Below are 20273 nucleotides of genomic sequence, written 5' to 3'. Positions count from 1 at the left end.
GGGCCGCTCACGGCTGACGGTCAGTAGCCCTGACCGCCCCCGTACTGCTGCTGTACGTACGGCTGCCCGCCGTGGGCCGCCGCCTGCTGCGGCTGACCGTTCCCGGCCGCCTGCTGCGCGTACCGCTGTCCGCCGCCCTGCTCGGTGAGGGTGATCTGGCCGGCCTTGATGGTGGCCAGGCGCGGGGCGCGACGGGCGATGGAGGAGTCGTGGGTGACCATGATGAAGGTCAGCCCGTACTCGTGCCACAGGCCTTCCAGGAGGGCCATGATGTCGTCGCGGGTGCCCTCGTCGAGGTTGCCGGTCGGTTCGTCGGCGAGCAGCACCTTCGGTTTCTTCACCAGCGCGCGGGCGATCGCCACCCGCTGCTGCTGGCCGCCGGACAGCTCGGAGGGGGCGTGCCCCAGCCGCTCGCCGAGGCCCACCGAACGCAGCGCCTCCGCGGCCCGCTCACGGCGCTCGGCCGGCTTGACGCCGAGCGGTACGAGGGCCGTCTCCACGTTCTCCTGGGCCGTCAGCGTCGGGATGAGGTTGAACGACTGGAAGATGATGCCGATCTTCTCGGCGCGCAGCCGGGTCAGCTTGGTCTCGCTGATCCGGGAGAGGTCCTCGCCGTCCAGTTCGACACTGCCCTCGGTCGGGCGGTCGAGGCCGCCGATCATCTGGAGCAGCGTCGACTTGCCGCCGCCGGTGGGGCCCTGGATGACGAGCTGGTCGCCGTCCTCGATGGTCAGGTCGATGCCGCGCAGCGCCTCGACCGTCTCCTTGCCCCGCGTGTAGCGCTTGGTGACACCGGTGAGTCTGTACATGGGTTCTCCACAGGGTGGTAAGGCCGCAGGTGGTAAGGGGGTGGGGCGCCGCGTCCCGGGGGGAACGGAGGCGGCGCCCCGGCTCGGGGGTGCTCCGGTGCTACGAGACGCTGCGCAGGGCGTCGGCCGGGCGCATCCGGGAGGCGCGCCAGCCGCCCATCGCGCCGGCGATCAGACCGCCGGTGACCGCGAGGCCGACGGCGAGGGCGATGGTGGTGAGGGAGACGGGGGCGGTCAGCGCGATCTCCAGGGTGTTCTGGGTGGACTGCTGGCCGGGGCCGCCGCCGCCCGGACCGCCGCCCATGCCGCCACCGCCGCCGGTGGAGCCCATCTGGGCGGTGAGCTTGGGGCTGATCGCGGTGACCGCGTAGGCCGCGCCGACGCCGATCGCGATGCCGAGGGCGCCGCCGATCAGGCCGTTCACCATGGACTCGCCGACCACCTGGCGGGTCACCTTGCGGCTCGGCCAGCCGAGGGCCTTCAGGGTGCCGAACTCACGCACCCGGCGGGAGACCGCGGAGGAGGTCAGCAGGGCCGCGACCAGGAAGGCCGCCGCGAGGACCGCGATGGAGAGCCACTTGCCGACGCTGGTCGCGAGGCTGGAGGCGGTGGAGAGGGAACCGGAGACGGTGGACGCCAGGTCGGCGGAGGTGGTGACCGTCGTACCGGAGATGTTCGACTGGATCTCCTTCTTCACGGTGGAGATCTGCTTGGAGTCGGTCGCCTTCACGTAGATCGTGGTGACCTCGTTCTTCGCGTCGCCCAGCGTCTGCGCCAGCTTCAGCGGGATGAACAGGTCGGTGGAGGACTCGCTGCTGTCCGGGGTGGCGATGCCGATGACCGTGAACTTGGTGCCGGAGATCTTGAAGGTCGAGCCGACCTTGTACTTCTTCTCCTTGGCGTACGACTTGCTGACCACCGCGACCTTGGTGCCGGTCTGTGAGGAGGTGAAGGTCTTGCCCGAGGTGATCTTCATCGAGGCCAGCGGGCCGAGACCCTGGTGGGCCACGTCGACGCCGACCACCGAGTAGCTGTTGACGTTGAAGTTGGCGCCGCCGCCCTGGACCTGCGGCTGGCCGCCGCCCGAGCCGCCGCTGCCGCCGCCCGGCTGCCCCTGGCCACCGCTGTTGTTGCTGCTGCCGGTGGTGGACTTGGCCTTGCCCTGGGTGAAGGAGCCGTCGACCTTGGTGACGTTGAGGGAGAGCGCTCCGACCGCGCTCTCCACGCCCTTCTGGCCGGCGACCTTGGTGACCAGGGTGGACTTCAGGGCCTGACCGCCCTGAGTCATCACCCGGTCCGAGCTCTGCTTGGTGCTGCTGCTCGACTTGGCGCCGAACTTGAAGCTCGGGCCGCCGGAGCCGCCCGAGGTGGGCGCCGACTGCGCCTTGGTCACCGTCATGTCGGTGCCGAGGCCGTACAGCGACTGGAGGACCTTGTCCTGCGCCTTGGACATACCGGCCGAGACCGAGCTGACCGTGATGACCAGCGCGATTCCGAGCGCCAGACCCAGTGCGATGACCAGGGCCGCCTTCTTTCTGCGGCCCAGCTCGCGCTTGAGATAGATGCCAAACATCCCGTTCCTCGCAGGTTCTTGGCGCCCGCTGTGGGCGCTGGCTCAAGCTAGGGAGAAACCTTTGAGTCGCACTGAGTAAAGGATGTGTCAGAGCTGAGAAAGCGGGCAGTCTTATCAAACTTTCATAAGACAGCAAATTCCTAACTCAGCCGAGGGGTCCTCCCAGGAAGCCGCTGTTCGATGCGGTGTACGGTCCCGGGATGCGCGATTCCTCTCGGCTGACCCGGCGTGCCGCCCTCGGGCTGACGGCCGCCGCCCTGCCCGTCCTCTCGGCGAGCCCCGCCGCCGCGACCACCGCGATAGGCGGCGCGCGGCTGGCCCGCGGCGGCATACAGGTGAGCGGTGCCACCGGTCTCCCCAGGAAGATCACCGCTCAGGCCTGGCTGCTGGCCGACTGCGACAGCGGAGAGGTGCTCGCCTCGTACAACGCGCACCGGCGCCTGCCGCCCGCGTCCACCCTGAAGATGCTGTTCGCGGACACCGTGCTGAAGAAGTTCGAGCGCAGCGGACGCTACAAGGTCAAGGACTCCGACGTCGCCGACGTCCCGTCCGGCTCCAGCCTGGTCGGCATCAAACCCGGCATCACCTACACCGTCGAGCAGCTGTGGCAGGGCGTCTTCCTGCGCTCCGGCAACGACGCCGTGCACGTCCTCTCCCACATGAACGGCGGACTCGTGAAGACCGTCGCCGAGATGCAGGCCAAGGCGGTCGACCTCCAGGCCCTCGACACCCATGTGGTCAGCCCCGACGGCTTCGACCACAAGGGGCAGCTCTCCTCCGCGTACGACCTGACGCTCTTCGCCCGGCACGGACTGAAGGACGACGACTTCCGCGGCTACTGCGGAACCCGGACCGCGGACTTCCCGGCGGGCGGCAAGAAGACCTTCCAGATCCAGAACACCGACCGCCTGCTCACCGGCGCCTGGGGTCTCGACGTCTACAAGGGGCTGTTCGGCGTCAAGAACGGCTACACCAGTCACGCCGGCAACACCTTCACCGGCGGTGCCACCCGGAACGGCCGCACCCTGCTGGTCACCGTCATGCATCCGGCCCCCGGCACCAACGCCGTGTACGAGGAGACCGCGGCCCTGCTCGACTGGGGCTTCGGGAAGGGAAGCGCGGCGCGGTCGGTGGGGGCGCTGGTCGACCCGCTGAGCGAGGGCGGGGCGAGCGCGAGCCCGTCCGCCCCGGACGGCAAGGGGGCCGCGGGGGCGGCCGGGACGGGGGCGGCCGGTTCGGGTGCGTCCGGGCCCTCGCCGTGGCGGCTCGCGGAGGGCGGGGCCGGGACGCTCGCGCTGCTGGGCGCGGGGGCGTGGGCGCTGCGCCGGCGCCGCCGCACGACGGCCGCCGCCGGGCCCGCCTCGGACGCGGGGCCCGCCACGGACGCCGGGTCCGTCACGGACGCCGGGCCCGGAACGGGTGACGCGCAGGGGAGCTGACGTCTCGCGGCAGCCGCCCCACCCACCGGTGCGTACCCGCGTTCCCACGCGGGTCCACCCCCTCCCGGTACGGTGGAACGGCTGCCGCCTCCCCCCTCGGTATGGTCAGCGGAATACCAGAGCTCCAAGTGTGAAGTTCTGGTGGAGGAGAGTCGAGCATAGGCCTGTTACCGGCCGCGATACCGCGGAGGTTCGGATTCCGTTTGTGTAGGTTGCGCGGGCTCTGACTGAACGGCGGTTCAGCCCCGCCCCACGTACGGCATCGCCGTCGCCAGTACCGTCGCGAACTGCACGTTCGCCGCCAGGGGCAGCTCGGCCATGTGCCGCACGGTGCGTGCCACGTCGGCCACGTCCATCACCGGTTCCGGGGCGACCTCCCCGTTCGCCTGGAGCGCGCCGGTCTCCATCCGGGCCGTCATGTCGGTGGCCGCGTTGCCGATGTCGATCTGCCCGACCGCGATCCCGTACGGCCGCCCGTCCAGGGACAGCGACCTGGTGAGCCCGGTCAGCGCGTGCTTGGTCGCGGTGTAGGCGACGGAACGCGGGCGGGGGGTGTGCGCCGAGATCGACCCGTTGTTGATGATCCGGCCGCCCTGCGGCTCCTGCTCCTTCATCTGCCGGAACGCCGCCTGGGCGCAGAGGAAAGCCCCGTTGAGGTTGGTGTCCACGACGTGCCGCCAGGCCTCGTAGGGGAGGTCCTCGACGGGCACCCCGCCGGGCCCGAACGTCCCCGCGTTGTTGAACAGCAGGTCCACCCGCCCGAACCGCTCCACGGCCGCCGCGAACAACTCGTCGACGTCCTCCGGCCTCGCCACATCCGTGCGTACGGCGACGGAGGCGCCCTCCGGGACCAGTGCGGCGGTCGCCTCCAGCGTGGTGGGGCGGCGGCCGGCCAGCGCCACCGACCAGCCGGCCCGCAGCAGCTCCACGGCGACGGCCCGCCCGATCCCGGAACCGGCACCGGTGACGACCGCGATCTTCGATTGGTTGGCATCCATGGGGTCGCAGCGTAGGCGCTCCGCAGGGGAGAGCCGACGTTGCTCGTGTCGGTGGGCCGGTGGGCCGGTGGGCCGGTGGGCCGGTGGGCCGGTGCGGCGGCGTCGCGGTTTGTCGCGCGGTTCCTCTCCCCAGCCTTCGGCCGGGGGTACCCCCAGCGCCCCCGACGGGGCGCTTTCGCTCCGGGGCGCTTCTATGCCTCGCCGGGGTAGCGCACTCCGATCTGTTCGCGGAGGGCGTCCAGGGTGCGCATGACCGCCAGGGTGCCGGAGAGGGGGACGAGCGGGGACTCCTTCTCGCCGGCCCTGAGGGCGCGCATGACCTCGCGGGCCTCGTGGCGCAGGGTGGTGCGCGGACCGTCGGCCGGGTCCATGGCGAACTCCTCCGGGTCGCGGCCGTCGCGGTGCAGCACGAACCGCTCCGGGTTGAAGAAGCCGTCCGGGATGTCGATCCGGCCGTGCGAGCCGGTGACCGAGGCGGTGGTGCCGGTGCCGCCGGCTATGGAGCAGTGCAGCATGGCGAGGGCACCGCTCTCCCAGGAGAGCAGCGCCCCCGTCTGGAGGTCGACGCCCTCCTCGGAGAGCACCGCGCGGGCGGACATCCCGTCCGGCTCACCGAGCAGCAGGTGCGCGAACGACACCGGGTACACGCCCAGGTCGAGCAGCGCGCCCCCGCCGAGCGCCGGGTCCCGCAGCCGGTGCGCCGGCGGGAACGGGCCCTCCAGGCCGAAGTCCGCCTGCACGGTCCGCACCTCGCCGATCGCCCCGTCCCCGACCAGCGCCGTCAGCCGTCGCACCAGCGGGTTGCAGTACGTCCACATCGCCTCCATCAGGAAGCGGTCGTGCTCCTTCGCCAGCGCGACGAGTTCCTCGGCCTCCCGCCCGTTGACCGTGAACGCCTTCTCGCACAGCACGTTCCGGCCCGCCTCCAGGCACAGCCCGGCGGCCGCCCGATGCGCCGAGTGCGGCGTGGCGACGTACACGACGTCGACGTCCTCGTCACGGGCCAGCGACTCCCAGTCGCCGTACGCCCGCCCGATGCCGAACCGCTCCGCGAACCCCTCCGCCGCCCCGGCCGACCGCGAGGCCACCGCGACGATCTCCGCGTCCGGCAGATCCACCAGGTCCGCCGCGAACGCGGCCGCGATGCCGCCGGTCGCCAGGATCCCCCACCGCACGCTCTGCTCCGCCATCCCGGCAGCCCCACCCTCGCTCATGTGTTTCCAGGCAGTCTGTACGAGCTGAGAGCATATGCGGGGGCCGACGGGGTTCAGCAAGAGCGGACCCGTATCCCGAGACCCGTCCAGTGGGGGAGACATGCCCGAGCAGCCGGCGCCGCCGACATCCGGCGCCCAGCACACCGCCGCACCGCGCGACGGCGCCGCCGTGCCGCCCGCCGCCCGCCGCACCGGCCGGCCGGCCGCGGCCCGCCGCACCGGCCTCCTCCTCGTCCTGGTCCTCGGCGGGCTCACCGCGACACCCCCGCTGGCGATGGACATGTACCTCCCCGCGCTGCCCGAGGTCACCCGCTCCCTGCACGCCCCCGCCGCCACCGTCCAGCTCACCCTGACCGCCTGCCTCGCCGGCATGGCCCTCGGCCAGCTGGCCGTCGGTCCGATGAGCGACCGCTGGGGGCGCCGCCGCCCGCTCCTGGCCGGCCTCGCCGTCTACGTCGTCGCCACCGCCCTGTGCGCCCTCGCGCCGAACGTCGAGACCCTGGTCGCCTTCCGGCTCGCCCAGGGACTCGCGGGCGCGGCCGGCATCGTCATCGCCCGGGCCGTCGTACGCGACCTCTACGACGGGGTCGCCATGGCCCGCTTCTTCTCCACCCTGATGCTGGTCTCCGGGGCCGCCCCGGTCGTGGCCCCGCTGATCGGCGGGCAGATCCTGCGGGTGACCGACTGGCGGGGCGTCTTCGTGGTCCTCACCGTCGTCGGCACGGCGCTCGCCGTCCTGGTCTGGACGAGGCTCCCGGAGACCCTGCCGCCCGCCGACCGGCACACCGGGGGAGCGGCCGGTGCCGTACGCGCCATGCGCGCCCTCCTCGCCGACCTCCCCTTCACCGGCTACATGCTCACCGGCGGCTTCGCCTTCGCCGCCCTCTTCGCCTACATAGCCGCGTCCCCGTTCGTGATCCAGGAGATCTACGGCGCCTCCCCGCAGACCTTCAGCCTGCTCTTCGGCGTCAACTCCGTCGGGCTGGTGATCGCCGGACAGGTCAACGGCAAGCTGCTGGTCGGCCGGGTCAGCCTGGACAAGGTGCTCGGCGCGGGCCTGGTGGCGACCGCCCTCGCCGCCACCGCCCTGCTGCTGATGTCCACCGGCGTCCTCGGCCCGGTCGGGCTCGCCCCCGTCGCCGCCGCCCTCTTCGTCCTGATGTCCGCGATGGGCATCACCCTGCCCAACGCCCAGTCCCTCGCCCTGCTGCGCACCCGGCACGCCGCCGGTTCCGCCTCCGCGCTGCTCGGCACCACCTCGTTCCTGGTCGGCGCGGTCGCCTCGCCGCTGGTCGGGATCGCCGGGGAGAGAACCGCCGTGCCCATGGCGATCGTCCAACTGGCGGGGGCACTGGTGGCGCTCGCCTGCTTCGTGGGAATGTGCCGTCCCTGGGACGCTCGGGCGAACACCCGTGCGGGAGCGGAGAATGGGGGCACCCCCGTTCGAGCGAAGCCGAGAGAGGGGGAAGAGCGCTGAGCGTGCCGAGACTGCGCGTCGAGACACCGGAACGGGCCGGTCTCGACCCAGCGGAACTCAGACACCTCGTCCGCGAGGTGCGCGACCTGACCACCGGGGAGCGGCCCTGGGCCGCCGGCGCCGTCGTGGTCGCCGGACGCGGACCCGTGATCGCCGTCCAGCAGGCCGCGGGCTGGGCCGTGCGCTGGGCCCAGTACGACCCCGAGACCGACGCGGGTGTCGAACTGCCGCCCGCCGCCCGGGTCCCGATGACCGTCGACACCCCGTTCGACGTGGCCTCCCTCACCAAGCTGTTCACCGCCGTCGCCGCCGTACAGCAACTGGAACGCGGCACCCTCGGCATCGACGCCCGCGTCGGCGCCTACCTCCCCGACTTCCACGCGGCCGCCGCCCACGGCACCACCGTCCGCCAGCTGCTCACCCACACCTCCGGCCTGCGCCCCGAACTCCCGTTGTACGACTGCCCCGACGACACCGCCCGCCTCGAACTGCTGCGCGCCGAGGCACCCAGCTCCGCGCCCGGCACCTACCGCTACTCCGACCTGAACATGCTGCTGCTCCAGCACGTCCTGGAGCGCATCACCGGCCGCACCCTCGACGTCCTCGTCCGCGACGGCATCACCCGCCCGCTCGGCATGACCGCCACCGACTTCGGCCCCTGCCCGGACGCGGCCGCCACCGAGGACCAGCGGCGGCCGTGGGCCAAGGCGGACCGCGGGATGCTGCGCGGGGTCGTGCACGACGAGAACGCCTGGGCGCTGGGCGGGGTGGCCGGGCACGCGGGCCTGTTCGCCACCGCCCGCGACCTGGCGGTCTTCTGCCGCGCGCTGCTCGCGGGCGGCGGCTACGGCCCGGCCCGCGTCCTCGGCCCCGACTTCGTGGACCTGCTGCTGAGGCCGCCCGGACTGGGGTTCCTGGTGGACCAGCCGTGGTTCATGGGCGACCTGGCCGGACAGGGCGCGGCCGGGCACACCGGGTTCACCGGGACCAGCCTGGTGCTGGACCGGGCGACGGACAGCTTCCTCGTCCTGCTGGCCAACACCGTGCACCCGCGGCGCCGGCCCGGCGACAGCGCACCCCGGGCCGCCGCGGCGACGCGCCTCGCCAGGGCGGTCCATACAATCGCCGGGTGAACCACCCCACACCCCAGGGCCCCGCAGCGCCGACCCCCGGGACCCCGGACCCCGAGACGACCCATGCCGAGGCGTCGGGCGGCGGGACCCCGGACCCGGAGACGACCCATGCCGAGGCGTCGGGCGCCAGGACCCCGGACCCGGAGACGACCCATGCCGAGGCGTCGGGCGGCGGGACCTCGGACTCCGCCGCCCCGGCCGACCGGCTCCGTGCCACCCTTGGCCGTCTCCTCGACGGACTCCCGCCGCGGCAGGCGTCGGGCGCGGTCGAGCGGCTGATCGCCAACTACCGCGGGGCCACCCCGACCGACGCCCCGATCCTGCGGGACCGGGCCGACGTGGTGGCCTACGCGGCGTACCGGATGCCGGCGACCTTCGAGGCGGTACGGTCCGCGCTGGCCGAGTTCGCCGACACGCTGCCGGAGGGCTGGGCGCCCGCGAGCCATGTGGACGTCGGCGGCGGTACGGGCGCCGCGACCTGGGCGGTCACCGACACCTGGGCCGGGGTGCGGCCGGTGACGGTCCTCGACTGGGCCGAGCCGGCGCTGGCCCTCGGCCGGGAGATCGCCACGGGCAACCCGGCGCTGCGGGAGGCCAAGTGGCAGCGCTCCCGGATCGGAGCGGGGCTCACCGTCGAGAGCACCGACCTGGTCACGGTGTCGTACGTCCTCAACGAACTCGACGAGGCCGCCCGTGCCGCCCTCGTCACCGCCGCCGCGGCCGCCGCGCGCTCCGTGGTGATCGTCGAGGCCGGCACCCCGGCCGGCTACGCCCGGATCATCGAGGCCCGGGACCGCCTGATCGAGGCCGGCCTCCGGATCGCCGCACCCTGCCCGCACAGCGCCGCCTGCCCGATCGTCCCCGGCACGGACTGGTGCCACTTCTCGGCCCGGGTCACCCGCTCCTCCCTGCACCGCCAGGTCAAGGGCGGGTCCCTGCCCTACGAGGACGAGAAGTTCAGCTACGTCGCCGCCACCCGCCTCCCGGCCGCCCCCGCACCGGCCCGGGTGGTCCGCCGCCCCCAGATCCGCAAGGGGCAGGTGCTCCTCGACCTGTGCGAGGCCGACGAACAGCTGCGCCGGACGACGGTCACCAAACGCCACGGCCACCTGTACAAGGCGGCGCGCGACGCCGACTGGGGGGACCCGTGGCCGCCGGCGGCCAAGGAGAGGTGACAGGCGTGAGCGGCCGCAACCGGCGCGAGCGGTTGCAACCGGCATGAGCGGCCGCAACCGGCGTGAGCGGCCGCAACCGACGTGAGGTGGTGCCGCGGCCGCGAGACCTTCGAACCCCCGCAATCCCCCCTCACCACCGCAATACGCTCCCGTCCCCCGTACCCCCCTTCACGCCCAGATGGGACCATAAGGCATGCTGGCGGGACCACAGCGAGGCGAGGCGGTAGATGAGCGCGACGTTCGGCGGCCGGAGCGGCCGACAGGGCAAACTCTCCCGGTGGCTGCTCGGACGGCGCTCGAAGGAGACGGCCGCCGCCGACGAACAGGGCCGTGAGACCCTGCTGCTCGCCGCCGCCGCGGCCGGCCTCCCGCTGGCCCCCGCCGCACACCCCGCGCCCGGCTACGGCTGCTCCTGCGACCGCGTCGGATGTCCCACTCCCGCCCGGCACCCGGTGTCGTTCGCATGGCAGACGCAGTCCACCACCGACCGCGCCCAGATCGAGCGCTGGGCCCGGCACCAGCCGCGGGCCAACTTCATCACCGCGACCGGCATGACCCACGACGTCCTGGACGTCCCCCTGGAAGCCGGCCGGCAGGCGCTGGAGCGGCTGCTCGCGGACGGCGTCGAGACCGGTCCGGTCGCCGAGAGCGACGACGGCCGCATGCTGTTCTTCACCCTGACCCGCGGCACCCCCGACGACGAGGACGAGTGGTGGCCCTGCGAGCTGGACTGCCGCCCCGAGACCATGGACGAGCACCCGGGGCTGCGCTGGCACTGCCGGGGGTCTTACGTCCTGGTGCCGCCCGCCCGGCTGCCCGGCGACGGCGACCGGCGGGTGCACTGGGTACGCGGCCCGGAGCACGCGCTGCCGGACCCGCTGAGCCTGCTGGAGGCCCTGACCGACGCCTGCGCCCGGCACCCGGCCGAAGAGACCGACCGGACGGCCCCCGCCTGGCCGTCACGCGGCTAGCCACGCCCCGGCCGGCAGTCCTCTCCGGCGTCGGCGCCCCGGCCCCTCAGGACCCCTCCGCGGAGGTGAGGCCCTGGATGCGGCCGAGGACCGAGACCTTGCCGGTGCCCGCCGGGTCCAGGGCGACCTGGTTGGAGACGAACTCCATGGTCAGCGACTGCTTGATCTCACCCTTGGTGAGGGCCTTGACGTCCTGGTTCGGGGTCGGCACGGAGGTGCCCGCGGCGGCGGTCTGCTTGGCGTAGTAGCGGGTGGTGAAGAACACCAGCGCCCCGCCGTCGGTGGTGCGCAGCGCGAGCGGCGCGTAGTCGCCGCCGGTCAGCGCCTCGTCGATGTACTGGGTGGCGAGGCCCGGCTTGGTCGACTTCCGCCGGTCCGCGCGCCAGCCGCTGGTGTGCGCGCCGGCCGCGAAAACCTGACCGCCGCTCTTCAGGTAGGTGACGTAGTCCTGGCTCAAGGCGCCGGGGGAGACGGCCAGTTCGGCGCTGTTCGCCGGCACGGCCTCGGCCCAGCCGTCCTTGTCGGTCCTGAACTTCGGCACGTCGTCGGGGGCGACCAGCGTCAGGTACGCCACCTGGAACGGTTCGGAGAGGCTGTCGCGGGTGAAGACCAGCAGCCAGCGGTCGTCGCCGCCCTTGTTGCCGTGCGCGTCGGCGACGAACCAGCGCGGCCAGCCCGCCTTCTTGGGGATGGTGTACGTGACGTCGTCGAACTCCAGCGCGGAATGACCGGAGTTGCCGCCGGGACTGTTGACGTGCCCCGCCTTCAGGCGCGCGGCGTCGATGTCGCCGAGGGCGCCGGTCGTGCGGTCCGCGTCCAGGGAACTGTCGTACGCCTTGTCGGCCTTGTTGTACGCGTCCGTGAACTGCTCCAGCGCCTTCGCGGCCTCGGCGCGGGTGGTGGCGGGCAGCACCTCGCGCTCCCCGTGCACCACCACGCAGCCGCTCGCCGTCAGCGACAGGGCGGTCAGCGAGACCGCCAGGAGCGCGTTCCGGTCACGCCTGCGGAGCCGTCGAGGGCCGCGATCCCTGGTCGTCAGGTGCGTCATGAGGTGCCTTCACCTTCCCCTTCCCGGAGGCGAACCCTACCGGGGCGAAGAAGAGTACGAGCGTCGGGACCAGGTACAGCAGCCACACCGTGACCTGGAGCACGGTGGGGTCCGGCTGGAAGTTGAACACGCCCTTGAGCAGCGTCCCGTACCAGCTGTCCGGCGGGATGGTGCCGCTGATGTCGAAGGCCTGGTTCGTCAGCCCCGGGACCCAGTCGGCCTCCTGGAGGTCGTGGAAGCCGTACGCCAGCACGCCCGCCGCGACCACGACCAGCATGCCGCCGGTCCAGGTGAAGAACTTGGCGAGGTTGATCCGCAGGGCGCCGCGGTAGAACAGCCAGCCGAGCAGGACCGCGGTGGCCAGGCCCAGCGCCACGCCGATCAGCGGGCGCGGGGTGCCGTCGCTGGCCGCGTGCACGGAGGCCCACACGAACAGCGCGGTCTCCAGTCCCTCCCGGCCGACGGCGAGGAACGCGGTGGCGACCAGCGCGCCGGTGCCCATGGCGAGGGCCGCGTCCAGCTTGCCGTGCAGCTCCGACTTCAGGTGCCGGGCGGTGCGCCGCATCCAGAACACCATCCAGGTCACCAGGCCCACCGCGACGATCGACAGCGACCCGCCGAGCGCCTCCTGCGCCTGGAACGTCAGCTCCTGGGAACCGAATTCGAGCGCGCACCCGAAGCCCATGGCGATGAGCACGGCCACGCCGATACCGGTCCAGATCGGCTTCAGGGCCTCCGTCCGCCCGGTCTTGACCAGGTAGGCGATGAGGATGCAGACGACGAGCGAGGCCTCCAGGCCCTCCCGCAGACCGATCAGGTAGTTGGAGAACACGGATCACGCCCCCTTGGCGGACTCGGCGGACCCGGCGGACCCGGCGGTTTCGGAGAACAGCGTGCGGCCCCACCAGTCGTCCTTGTCCCGGACGCCGGGGGGAACCGCGAAGACCGCCGAACCCACGTGCTGGATGTACTCGTTGAGCGCGTCGGACGCGGACAGCTTGCGCTGGAGCGGGATGAACCCCTCGCGCACGTCACGCATGTAGGCCAGGAAGAACAGCCCGGCGTCGAGCCGTCCGAGCCCGTCGGTGCCGTCCGTGAACGAGTAGCCCCGGCGCAGGATGGTGATCCCGCCGTTGGAGTCGGGGTGCGCGAGCCGCACGTGGGCGTCGGGCTTCATCGCCTTCAGGAACGGCTCGTCGTGCTCCTTGGCCTTGCCGACCGGGGCGCCCTCGCCCTTGTCGCGCCCGAACACGTCCTCCTGCTCCTGGAGCGAGGTCCGGTCCCAGGTCTCGATGTTCATCCGGATCCGCCGGGCGACGAGGTACGACCCGCCGGTCATCCAGGCGGGGCCGTCCCCCTCCCCGGCCCACACGAACTTCTTCAGCCGGTCGGTCTCGGTGCCCGCGATGTTGCGGGTGCCGTCCTTGAACCCCATGAGGTTGCGCGGGGTCTGGGCGTCCGGGGTCGTCGACGAGGTCTTCCCGAACCCGAGCTGGGACCAGCGGACGGCGACCTTGCCGAAGCCGATCCGGGCCAGGTTGCGGATGGCGTGCACGGCGACCTGCGGGTCGTCGGCGCAGGCCTGGACGCAGAGGTCGCCACCGGTCCGGGACCGGTCGAGGTTGTCGCCGGGGAACTTCGGCAGGTCGACGAGCGCGGCCGGCCGCTGCCCGGCGAGCCCGAACTTCTCGAAGAGGGACGGCCCGAAGCCGATCGTGAGCGTCAGCCGGGACGGCTGGAGCCCGAGCGCCTCACCGGTGTCGTCCGGCGGGGCCTCGGCGAGCCCGCCGTACGCGCCCTCGCCGACCGCCTTCCCGGCGGTCATCCGGCGTGCGGCGGCGGTCCAGTCCTTGAGCAGCTGGACGAACTCGGCCCGGTCGTCGGTCTTCACGTCGAACGCGGCGAAGTGCAGCCGGTCCTGGACGGGCGTGGCGATACCGGCCTGGTTGGCGCCGTGGAACTGCACCGCGCCGCCGGTCTCGGCGGCGGCCGGGTCCACGTCGTGGCCGGTCTCGGCCATCGCCACCGCGCCCCCGGCGACCGCGGCGCCGAGCGCGAGCCCGGCCCCGCCCCAGCCGATGAGCGCCCGCCGCGAGGGGCTGGTCTTCTCGGTCGTCATGTCCTGCCCCTTACTTGACGACGGCCGCGGCGAGCTTGGACAGCGGCTCCGCGAGGGCGTTGACCGCGTCGGAGAGCTCCTTGCGCTGGTCCTTGGTGACCTTGTCGTAGGACACGAAGTCGTACGACGTCCTGTCGCCGGACCGGAACTTGTCGAGCAGCGTGTCCAGCGCGGCGAACTGCTTGTCGAGTTCGGCGGTCAGGGCCTGGTCGTTCTTCGAGGCGACCGGCTTGAGCAGTTCGTACGCCTTCTGGGCACCCTCGACGTTGGCCTTGAAGTCGACCAGGTCGGTGTGGGAGTAGCGGTCCTCCTCGCCGGTGACCTTGCCGGTGGCGACCTCGTCGAGGAGCTCCTTGGCGCCGTTGGCCATGGAGGTCGGGGTGATCTCGGCCTTGCCGACCCGCTTCTGCCAGTCCGTCAGGTCGGCGACGAGCTGGTCCGCGAGCGTCGCCTCCGTGGCACCGATCTTCTTGTCGGCCCAGAGGGACTTCTCGAGGCGGTGCCAGCCGGTCCACTTCTGGCCCTCTTCCAGGCCGTCGGCGCGGGTGTCGGTCTTCGGGTCGATGTCACCGAAGGACTCGGCGATCGGCTCGGTGCGCTCCCAGCCCAGCCGTGAGGGGGCGTACGCCTTCTTGGCGGCCTCCAGGTCACCGGCCTTGACGGCGTCGGCGAAGGTGCGCGCGAGCGGCACGGTGGCGTCGGCCTGCTCCTGGGCGTACTCGCGGTAGTCGGCGACGGCCTTGTCGAGCGCGGGGTTCCGCTCGGCGACGGCACCGGAGCCGGTGACGGTCAGCTTCTGCCGTACGCCGTGCCCCTTCATTCCGGGCCGGCAGGCTATCTCGTACGACCCCGCCTTCACCTCGGCGGTCAGCGTGTACTTGGTCCCGGGCCCGATGTTCTCCTTCTCGGAGACGATCCGGTCGTCCGGGAAGAGGATCTCGACCTCGGTGGCCTTGGCGCCCTTGTTCTCGATGGCGAGCGTGACGTGCCCGGCCGGCACCGACTTGGCCGACGTCTCGCACGTGGAGTCGGCGGCGGTCACCCGGATCGCGTCGCTGCCCTTGGCGTCGCTCTTCGCCGTGCAGGCCGAGAGGGCGGTCAGAGCCGCCGCGGTGACGGCGGCGGTGACGGTGAGTCGGACGGCACGCATGCAGGCTCCAAGCGAGATGGTGTGGTGAGGCTGCCCTAACTTACCTGAGGCTTACCTCACTCATACCCATGCGGGGTGTGATTCACCAGACACAGAAAAATCACAGGCACGGCTTGATCTCGACGGCTCAAAGTCGCCACCAAGGGATGGTAAAGGAAAGGTCATGTGGCGTCGGGTGCTTGAATGCCGGAGTGACTGATTACGACGTGCTGCGGGTCTTCTGCGCGGCGAACGGCGGATACGGCAACGAACTGGGCGTCGTCCGCGACGGCTCGGTGCTGCCCGGGCGAGAGGACCGGCAGGCGCTGGCCGCGAAACTCGGCTTCAGCGAGACCGTGTTCGTGGACGACCCCGAGCGCGGGGTCGTCGACATCTACACCCCCACCCTGCGCCTGCCCTTCGCCGGGCACCCCTGCGTCGGCACGGCCTGGCTGCTGGACGTGCCGGAACTGGTCACCCCCGCCGGAGTGGTGGGCGCCCGGCTCGACGGCGAGTTCAGCTGGATCGAGGCGCTCCCGGAGTGGGCCCCGCCCCGCACCCTGCGCCAGTACGCCACGGCCGCCGAGGTCGACGCGCTGCCGGTGCCGCCGCCCGGCGAGTGGATCTACGCATGGGCGTGGGAGGACGAGTCGGCGGGCCGGGTCCGCGCCCGCGGTTTCCCCGGCCGTGACGACGGGATCCAGGAGGACGAGGCGACCGGGGCGGCGGCGCTGCTGCTCACCGACCGACTGGGCCGGGCCCTGAACATCACCCAGGGCGAGGGCTCGCAGATCCTCACCGCACCGCAGCCGTACGGCTGGGTGGAGATCGGCGGGCGGGTCTTCCTGGAGGGCCCGGAGAAGCAGCCGGGACTCAGCTAGCGGTCGGCTTGCCGGCGCGGGCGCGGCGCGCGTAGTACCAGGTCATGTTGGACGACAGACCTGTCAGCAGCACCCAGACCACGCCGACCGGCCAGCTGCCCTGGACGAAGGAGACGACGGCGGCGACGACCGCGAGGACGCAGACGGCCAGGGCGTAGAGGGCGAGGCGGGGCATAGGGGCCGCTTTCTCGTGACGGGGGGGGGACACTGCCAGCGTCCACCAGTGTCCCCCATCCGCTCAGACGTCCGTGACGCGCAGCCCCGCGTGCGCCTTGTAGCGGCGGTTCACCGAGATCAGGTTCGCGACCAGCGACTCCACCTGGTGGGCGTTGCGCAGCCGTCCCGCGAAGACCCCCCGCATCCCGGCGATCCGCCCGGCCAGCGCCTGCACGATCTCCACGTCGGCCCGCACCTCGCCCAGCACCATCACATCGGTGTCGATCTCCTCGATCTCCGGGTCCTGGAGCAGCACGGCCGACAGGTGGTGGAACGCGGCCGTGACCCGCGAGTCCGGCAGCAGCGCCGCCGCCTGCTCGGCCGCGCTGCCCTCCGCCGGCTTGAGCGCGTAGGCGCCCTTCTTGTCGAAGCCGAGCGGGTTGACGCAGTCCACGACCAGCTTCCCGGCCAGCTCCGCGCGCAGCGACTCCAGCGTCTTGCCGTGCCCGTCCCACGGCACGGCGACGATCACGATGTCGCTGCGGCGCGCGCACTCGGCGTTGTCGGCGCCCTCGACACCGTGCCCGAGCTCGGCGGCGGCGGCCTGCGCGCGCTCCGCGGCCCGGGAGCCGATGATCACCTTCTGGCCGGCCCGGGCCAGCCGGTAGGCCAGGCCCTTGCCCTGCGGGCCGGTGCCGCCGAGCACACCCACGACCAGGCCGGAGACGTCGGGCAGGTCCCAGGGGTCCTTGGCGGGGGCGGGAGCCTGCTCGGCGGCCGGCTGCTGTGCACTGTCGGAAGAGGTCATGGGGCCGACTCTACGTCCGTGCCGACGGCCCCACCCGGTCAGGTGAGCCGGTTGACCGGCACCCGGCGGAACGTGATCGTCGAGTACGCGCTGAAGTCACCGGTCTCGTACAGCAGTCCCACGGTCTCCGCGTCGACGCGGGTCAGGTCCGAGTAGGCCGCGGGCAGTCCGTCGACCGGGTACGCGGACCGCCAGGTGGTGCCGCCGTCGGCGGAGACGCGGATCGTCATCAGGGCGCGGGCCGCGGGGTCGGCGGGCCCGGAGTACAGCAGCAGGTCCGGGTCGCGGAGTTGGAGCACGGCGGCCTCGCAGACGGGCGCGCCGATCCCGGCCTGCGGCCGGAACGGCTTCACGAGCGTGCGCCCGCCGTCCGCCGAGTGCGCGTCGGCCCGGTTCCCCGGCGCCGGTGAATCGTTGCGGGTGTTGAAGTAGACGCGGCCGTCCGGCAGTTCGGCGGCGGTGGTCTCGTTGACGTTGACGTACCCGTCGGTGTTCTCGTCGAGGTAGCCGAGGTACCAGGTCTCCCCGTCGTCGTCGCTGAGCAGGCAGTGCCCGCTGTTGTACCTGGCCTCGGTGCCGTTGTCCGTCCCGGCCGGCGGCAGGGTGTGGTTGGCGGCCACGACGACCCGCCCCGAACGCAACTGGAGGGCGTGCCCCGGTGTCGTGGCGTACCACCGCCAGCCGGCCTTCTTCACCGACGGGGTGATCTCCGTCGGCGCGGACCACGTCAGCCCGTCGTCGTCGCTGTGCTGCACCCACACCCGCCGCCCGTCCGCGTCGGACACCTGCCCGCGCAGGATGGCGTCCTCGGTGGCGGATGCGGCACTGCGGACGTGCACCAGCAGGATCCGCCCGCTGTCGAGCACCACGGGCGCGGGGTTCCCGGCGAGATCGGTGCCGTTGCTCGCCGCGGCCTGGAGAGCCCCCCAGGTGCGCCCGCCGTCCGCGGACCTCTTCAGCACGATGTCGATGTGCCCGTGGTCGGCCGCGGAGTCGACTCTCCCCTCGCAGAAGGCGAGCACGGTGCCCGCCCGGGAGACCACCACCGCCGGGATCCGGAAACTGGCGTAGCCCTCGGTGCCCGCCCGGAAGGGAATGCTTGCTGCTGCGTCGTTCATGGGCCGCCTCCTCCCCGGGTCGGGCGAATTCGCGGTGAACTCCGCGTCACGACTGTCCGATTACGGCAGTATGCGGAGACATGGACGCCGTACGGGTCGCGTTGTTGCGTGAAGTGCTTGCCGGGACCGAGTGGTTGACCGCGACGCGCAGATTCGCGGGCGCCCTGCGCGGCTCGGTCGTCACCCACGGCGGCGGACTGCTCCTGCTCGGCACCCCGCGGTACGAGCCGTGGCATCTCGCCGCGCACCTGGTGGACGAGGCCGCGTGGTCCGGCACCCCGGAACTGGCACCCACCCTCGTACGGCACGGCGCCCGCCCCACCGACCCGGCGCACCTCGCGGTCGGCCCCGCCCGCATCGAGACGGCCCGCCGGGGCGAGACGCTGCTGGTGGTGGCGCCGGGGGACACCGGAACCCTGCTGGAGCGGGTCCACACGGCCCGCCGCGCCGGCGTGACGGTCCTGGCCCTGTCCACCACCACCGACGACGCGCTGACCGCGATGGCCCACGAGACGCTCACCGTCCCCGAGGCGGCGGAGCTGGACCTGGACACCGTCCAGCACCTGGTCAGCGCGGCGGCGGGGGAGAACGGCCCGTCTCCACGGGGGCGCCGCCGCTTCCGGGACCGCCTGACGAAGTTCGCGGAGACGGTGCTGGCCCCGCCACCGAACCCGTGGTGACACGTCGGCCGCGGGCACGTGGTGGTTGCTCGCGCAGTTCCCCGCGCCCCTGAAGGGGCGCTGCGCCGACGCGCCCCTGAAGGGGCGCGGGGAACTGCGCGACCAGCCCCCACCGGCCCGCACCCGGTCCGCATCCAGCCCCCACCCGGCCGCACTCAGCCCTCACCGGGCCGCACTCAGCCCTCACCGGGCCGCACCCGGGCCGGCCCCCGCACGAAAACTGTTTGCCCGAGCCGAGCGCAGCGTTCAGCATGGCCCAGCGTGAGCCGTCTCCTCCCTGACCTGACCCCCTGGCATGCCTCCGCCGACTTCCGGAGGCTGTGGGTCTCCGGGCTCGTCAGCAACTTCGGCAGCTTCCTGACGTTCGTCGCGCTCCCCGTGCAGATCAAGGACCTCACGGGTTCCGCGACCGCCGTAGGGGCCATCGGCGCCGTCGAACTGCTCCCGCTCATCCTGTTCGGGCTCTACGGCGGCGCCCTCGCCGACGCCCTGGACAAGCGCCGGCTCATCCTGTGGACCGAGGCCGGACAGGGTCTGCTCAGCGCGGCCCTGCTGGTCAACGCGTTGCTGCCGCACCCGGCGGTGTGGCCGCTGTACGCCGTCGCGGCCCTCTCCTCCGCCCTGGTGTCGGTCCAGCGCCCGGCCCTCGACTCGCTGCTGCCGCGGATCGTCGCCCACGACGACCTCCCCGCCGCGGCCGCCCTGAACTCGTTCCGGTGGACCGTCGGCGGCGTCGCGGGCCCCGCCGTCGCCGGCGTGGTCGTGGCGTACGCGGGCCTCGGCTGGGCCTACGGCGCCGATCTCGTCACGTTCCTGGTCTCCGTCGCCCTGACCGTGCCCATCGCCGCGTCCCCCGCCTCCCACGAGGCCGCGAAACCCTCCCTGCGCGCCATCGCCGAAGGCGCCCGCTACGCCTGGGGCCGCAAGGAACTCCTCGGCACCTACGCGATCGACCTCGCGGCGATGTTCCTTGCCATGCCGCTCGCCGTACTGCCCTTCCTGGCCGACGAGTTGGACGCCGACTGGTCGCTCGGCCTGATGTACGCGAGCGTCCCCGCCGGCGCCCTCCTCGTCAGTCTCGTCAGCGGCTGGACGGCACGGGTGCACCGGCACGGCAGGATGGTGGTGCTGTCCGCCGCGCTGTGGGGCCTGGCCGTCGCCGCCGCCGGAGCCATGGCGAACGTGTGGCTGGTGCTGCTCTTCCTCGTCGTCGCCGGCGGCTGCGACATGGTCAGCGGGATCTTCCGTGCGGCCATGTGGAACCAGACGATCCCCGACGAGCTGCGCGGCCGCCTCGCCGGGATCGAGCTGCTGTCGTACTCCGTGGGTCCCACCCTCGGCCAGGTCCGGTCCGGCGCCATGGCCGGCCGGTTCGGGGTGCGGACGTCCGTCGGCGCCGGCGGCCTGCTGTGCGTGGGGGCGGTCGGCCTGCTGGCCCTGGGCCTGCCCGCCCTCATGTCGTACGACGCGCGGACGAACGAACACGCCCTGCGGCTGCGCGCCCAGCGCACGGACGCCGCCCCGACCCCGCTCTGATCAGCTCTT

Annotated in this window: 19 protein-coding genes; 8 read left to right on the top strand and 11 right to left on the bottom strand. The window is 72.7% G+C overall.

The features are described from left to right. Window positions 1-20: 20 nt before the first annotated feature. Both AAW13_RS33010 and AAW13_RS33005 read right to left on the bottom strand, forming a co-directional pair. A complete protein-coding gene (locus tag AAW13_RS33010) occupies window positions 21-809 on the bottom strand; it encodes an ABC transporter ATP-binding protein (RefSeq protein WP_240528799.1) in 789 nt (262 codons plus the stop codon). A 100-nt stretch (window positions 810-909) separates the two neighbouring features. Further along, window positions 910-2382: an ABC transporter permease gene (locus AAW13_RS33005; RefSeq protein ID WP_046733678.1), complete on the bottom strand. Its 1473-nt coding sequence runs from the start codon at window positions 2380-2382 to the stop codon at window positions 910-912. A gap of 200 nt (window positions 2383-2582) precedes the next feature. On the opposite strand from AAW13_RS33005, the gene AAW13_RS33000 reads away from it, so the two are divergent. Then, window positions 2583-3821: a D-alanyl-D-alanine carboxypeptidase family protein gene (locus tag AAW13_RS33000; protein WP_079179056.1), complete on the top strand. Its 1239-nt coding sequence runs from the start codon at window positions 2583-2585 to the stop codon at window positions 3819-3821. Window positions 3822-4060: 239 nt separating this feature from the next. On the opposite strand, the gene AAW13_RS32995 is transcribed toward AAW13_RS33000, so the two are convergent. Together AAW13_RS32995 and AAW13_RS32990 are read right to left on the bottom strand one after the other, a co-directional pair. Next, on the bottom strand, window positions 4061-4819 hold the full coding sequence (locus AAW13_RS32995) for an SDR family oxidoreductase (protein ID WP_046733612.1): 759 nt from the start codon (window positions 4817-4819) through the stop codon (window positions 4061-4063). A gap of 191 nt (window positions 4820-5010) precedes the next feature. After that, window positions 5011-6009: a Gfo/Idh/MocA family protein gene (locus AAW13_RS32990; protein ID WP_206306308.1), complete on the bottom strand. Its 999-nt coding sequence runs from the start codon at window positions 6007-6009 to the stop codon at window positions 5011-5013. Window positions 6010-6133: 124 nt separating this feature from the next. Between AAW13_RS32990 and AAW13_RS32985 the strand changes: the two genes are divergently transcribed. The 4 genes from AAW13_RS32985 to AAW13_RS32970 all read left to right on the top strand — a co-directional run bounded on the left by AAW13_RS32985 (window position 6134) and on the right by AAW13_RS32970 (window position 10789). Beyond that, entirely contained in the window at window positions 6134-7510 is a 1377-nt protein-coding gene (locus AAW13_RS32985; RefSeq protein WP_046733611.1) for a multidrug effflux MFS transporter, read from the top strand. Beyond that, window positions 7507-8643 (top strand): serine hydrolase domain-containing protein, encoded by a 1137-nt coding sequence (locus tag AAW13_RS32980; RefSeq protein WP_046733618.1) that lies wholly within the window; start codon window positions 7507-7509, stop codon window positions 8641-8643. The genes AAW13_RS32985 and AAW13_RS32980 overlap by 4 nt, the downstream gene beginning before the upstream one ends. Beyond that, complete coding sequence (locus AAW13_RS32975) at window positions 8640-9818, top strand: small ribosomal subunit Rsm22 family protein (protein ID WP_240528798.1); 1179 nt, start codon at window positions 8640-8642, stop codon at window positions 9816-9818. Before AAW13_RS32980 ends, AAW13_RS32975 begins: the two co-directional genes overlap by 4 nt. Window positions 9819-10045: 227 nt before the next feature. Continuing rightward, window positions 10046-10789 carry a bifunctional DNA primase/polymerase gene (locus tag AAW13_RS32970; protein ID WP_046733610.1) on the top strand — a complete coding sequence of 248 codons (744 nt, stop codon included), beginning with the start codon at window positions 10046-10048 and terminating at the stop codon, window positions 10787-10789. A 46-nt stretch (window positions 10790-10835) separates the two neighbouring features. Here the strand turns inward: AAW13_RS32970 and AAW13_RS32965 are convergent, their stop codons facing one another. Genes AAW13_RS32965 through efeO form a run of 4 tightly spaced genes read right to left on the bottom strand, consistent with a single transcriptional unit; the run spans window position 10836 to window position 15106 of the window. Further along, a complete protein-coding gene (locus tag AAW13_RS32965) occupies window positions 10836-11837 on the bottom strand; it encodes an SCO2278 family lipoprotein (protein WP_046733609.1) in 1002 nt (333 codons plus the stop codon). Then, complete coding sequence (efeU, locus tag AAW13_RS32960) at window positions 11785-12669, bottom strand: iron uptake transporter permease EfeU (protein ID WP_046733608.1); 885 nt, start codon at window positions 12667-12669, stop codon at window positions 11785-11787. Before efeU ends, AAW13_RS32965 begins: the two co-directional genes overlap by 53 nt. A gap of 3 nt (window positions 12670-12672) precedes the next feature. Next, the gene (gene efeB / locus AAW13_RS32955) at window positions 12673-13956 is read right to left on the bottom strand and encodes an iron uptake transporter deferrochelatase/peroxidase subunit (RefSeq protein ID WP_046733607.1); all 1284 of its coding nucleotides are present in this window, start codon (window positions 13954-13956) and stop codon (window positions 12673-12675) included. 10 nt (window positions 13957-13966) lie between these two features. Then, window positions 13967-15106, bottom strand: a complete 1140-nt coding sequence (efeO, locus tag AAW13_RS32950) for an iron uptake system protein EfeO (protein WP_046733606.1) — start codon at window positions 15104-15106, stop codon at window positions 13967-13969. A 191-nt stretch (window positions 15107-15297) separates the two neighbouring features. Here efeO and AAW13_RS32945 point away from each other — a divergent pair, with 191 nt between their 5' ends. Next, window positions 15298-15966 (top strand): PhzF family phenazine biosynthesis protein, encoded by a 669-nt coding sequence (locus AAW13_RS32945; protein ID WP_046733605.1) that lies wholly within the window; start codon window positions 15298-15300, stop codon window positions 15964-15966. Here AAW13_RS32945 and AAW13_RS32940 read toward each other — a convergent pair. The 3 genes from AAW13_RS32940 to AAW13_RS32930 form a co-directional block, all read right to left on the bottom strand. Continuing rightward, window positions 15959-16141 carry a hypothetical protein gene (locus AAW13_RS32940; protein ID WP_046733604.1) on the bottom strand — a complete coding sequence of 61 codons (183 nt, stop codon included), beginning with the start codon at window positions 16139-16141 and terminating at the stop codon, window positions 15959-15961. The two genes, AAW13_RS32945 and AAW13_RS32940, sit on opposite strands and share 8 nt — an antisense overlap. 63 nt (window positions 16142-16204) lie before the next feature. Beyond that, window positions 16205-16930 (bottom strand): NADPH-dependent F420 reductase, encoded by a 726-nt coding sequence (npdG, locus tag AAW13_RS32935; protein ID WP_046733603.1) that lies wholly within the window; start codon window positions 16928-16930, stop codon window positions 16205-16207. 38 nt (window positions 16931-16968) lie between these two features. Beyond that, window positions 16969-18048, bottom strand: a complete 1080-nt coding sequence (locus AAW13_RS32930; protein WP_046733602.1) for a sialidase family protein — start codon at window positions 18046-18048, stop codon at window positions 16969-16971. A gap of 80 nt (window positions 18049-18128) precedes the next feature. Here AAW13_RS32930 and AAW13_RS32925 point away from each other — a divergent pair, with 80 nt between their 5' ends. Then, a complete protein-coding gene (locus AAW13_RS32925) occupies window positions 18129-18728 on the top strand; it encodes a hypothetical protein (protein WP_046733601.1) in 600 nt (199 codons plus the stop codon). Window positions 18729-18989: 261 nt separating this feature from the next. Next, the gene (locus AAW13_RS32920) at window positions 18990-20264 is read left to right on the top strand and encodes an MFS transporter (protein WP_046733600.1); all 1275 of its coding nucleotides are present in this window, start codon (window positions 18990-18992) and stop codon (window positions 20262-20264) included. The last annotated feature ends 9 nt before the right edge of the window (window positions 20265-20273 follow it).

Source organism: Streptomyces humi, assembly GCF_001005085.2.
GTDB lineage: Bacteria > Actinomycetota > Actinomycetes > Streptomycetales > Streptomycetaceae > Streptomyces > Streptomyces humi.
This window is presented reverse-complemented; position numbering and strand designations above follow the sequence as displayed.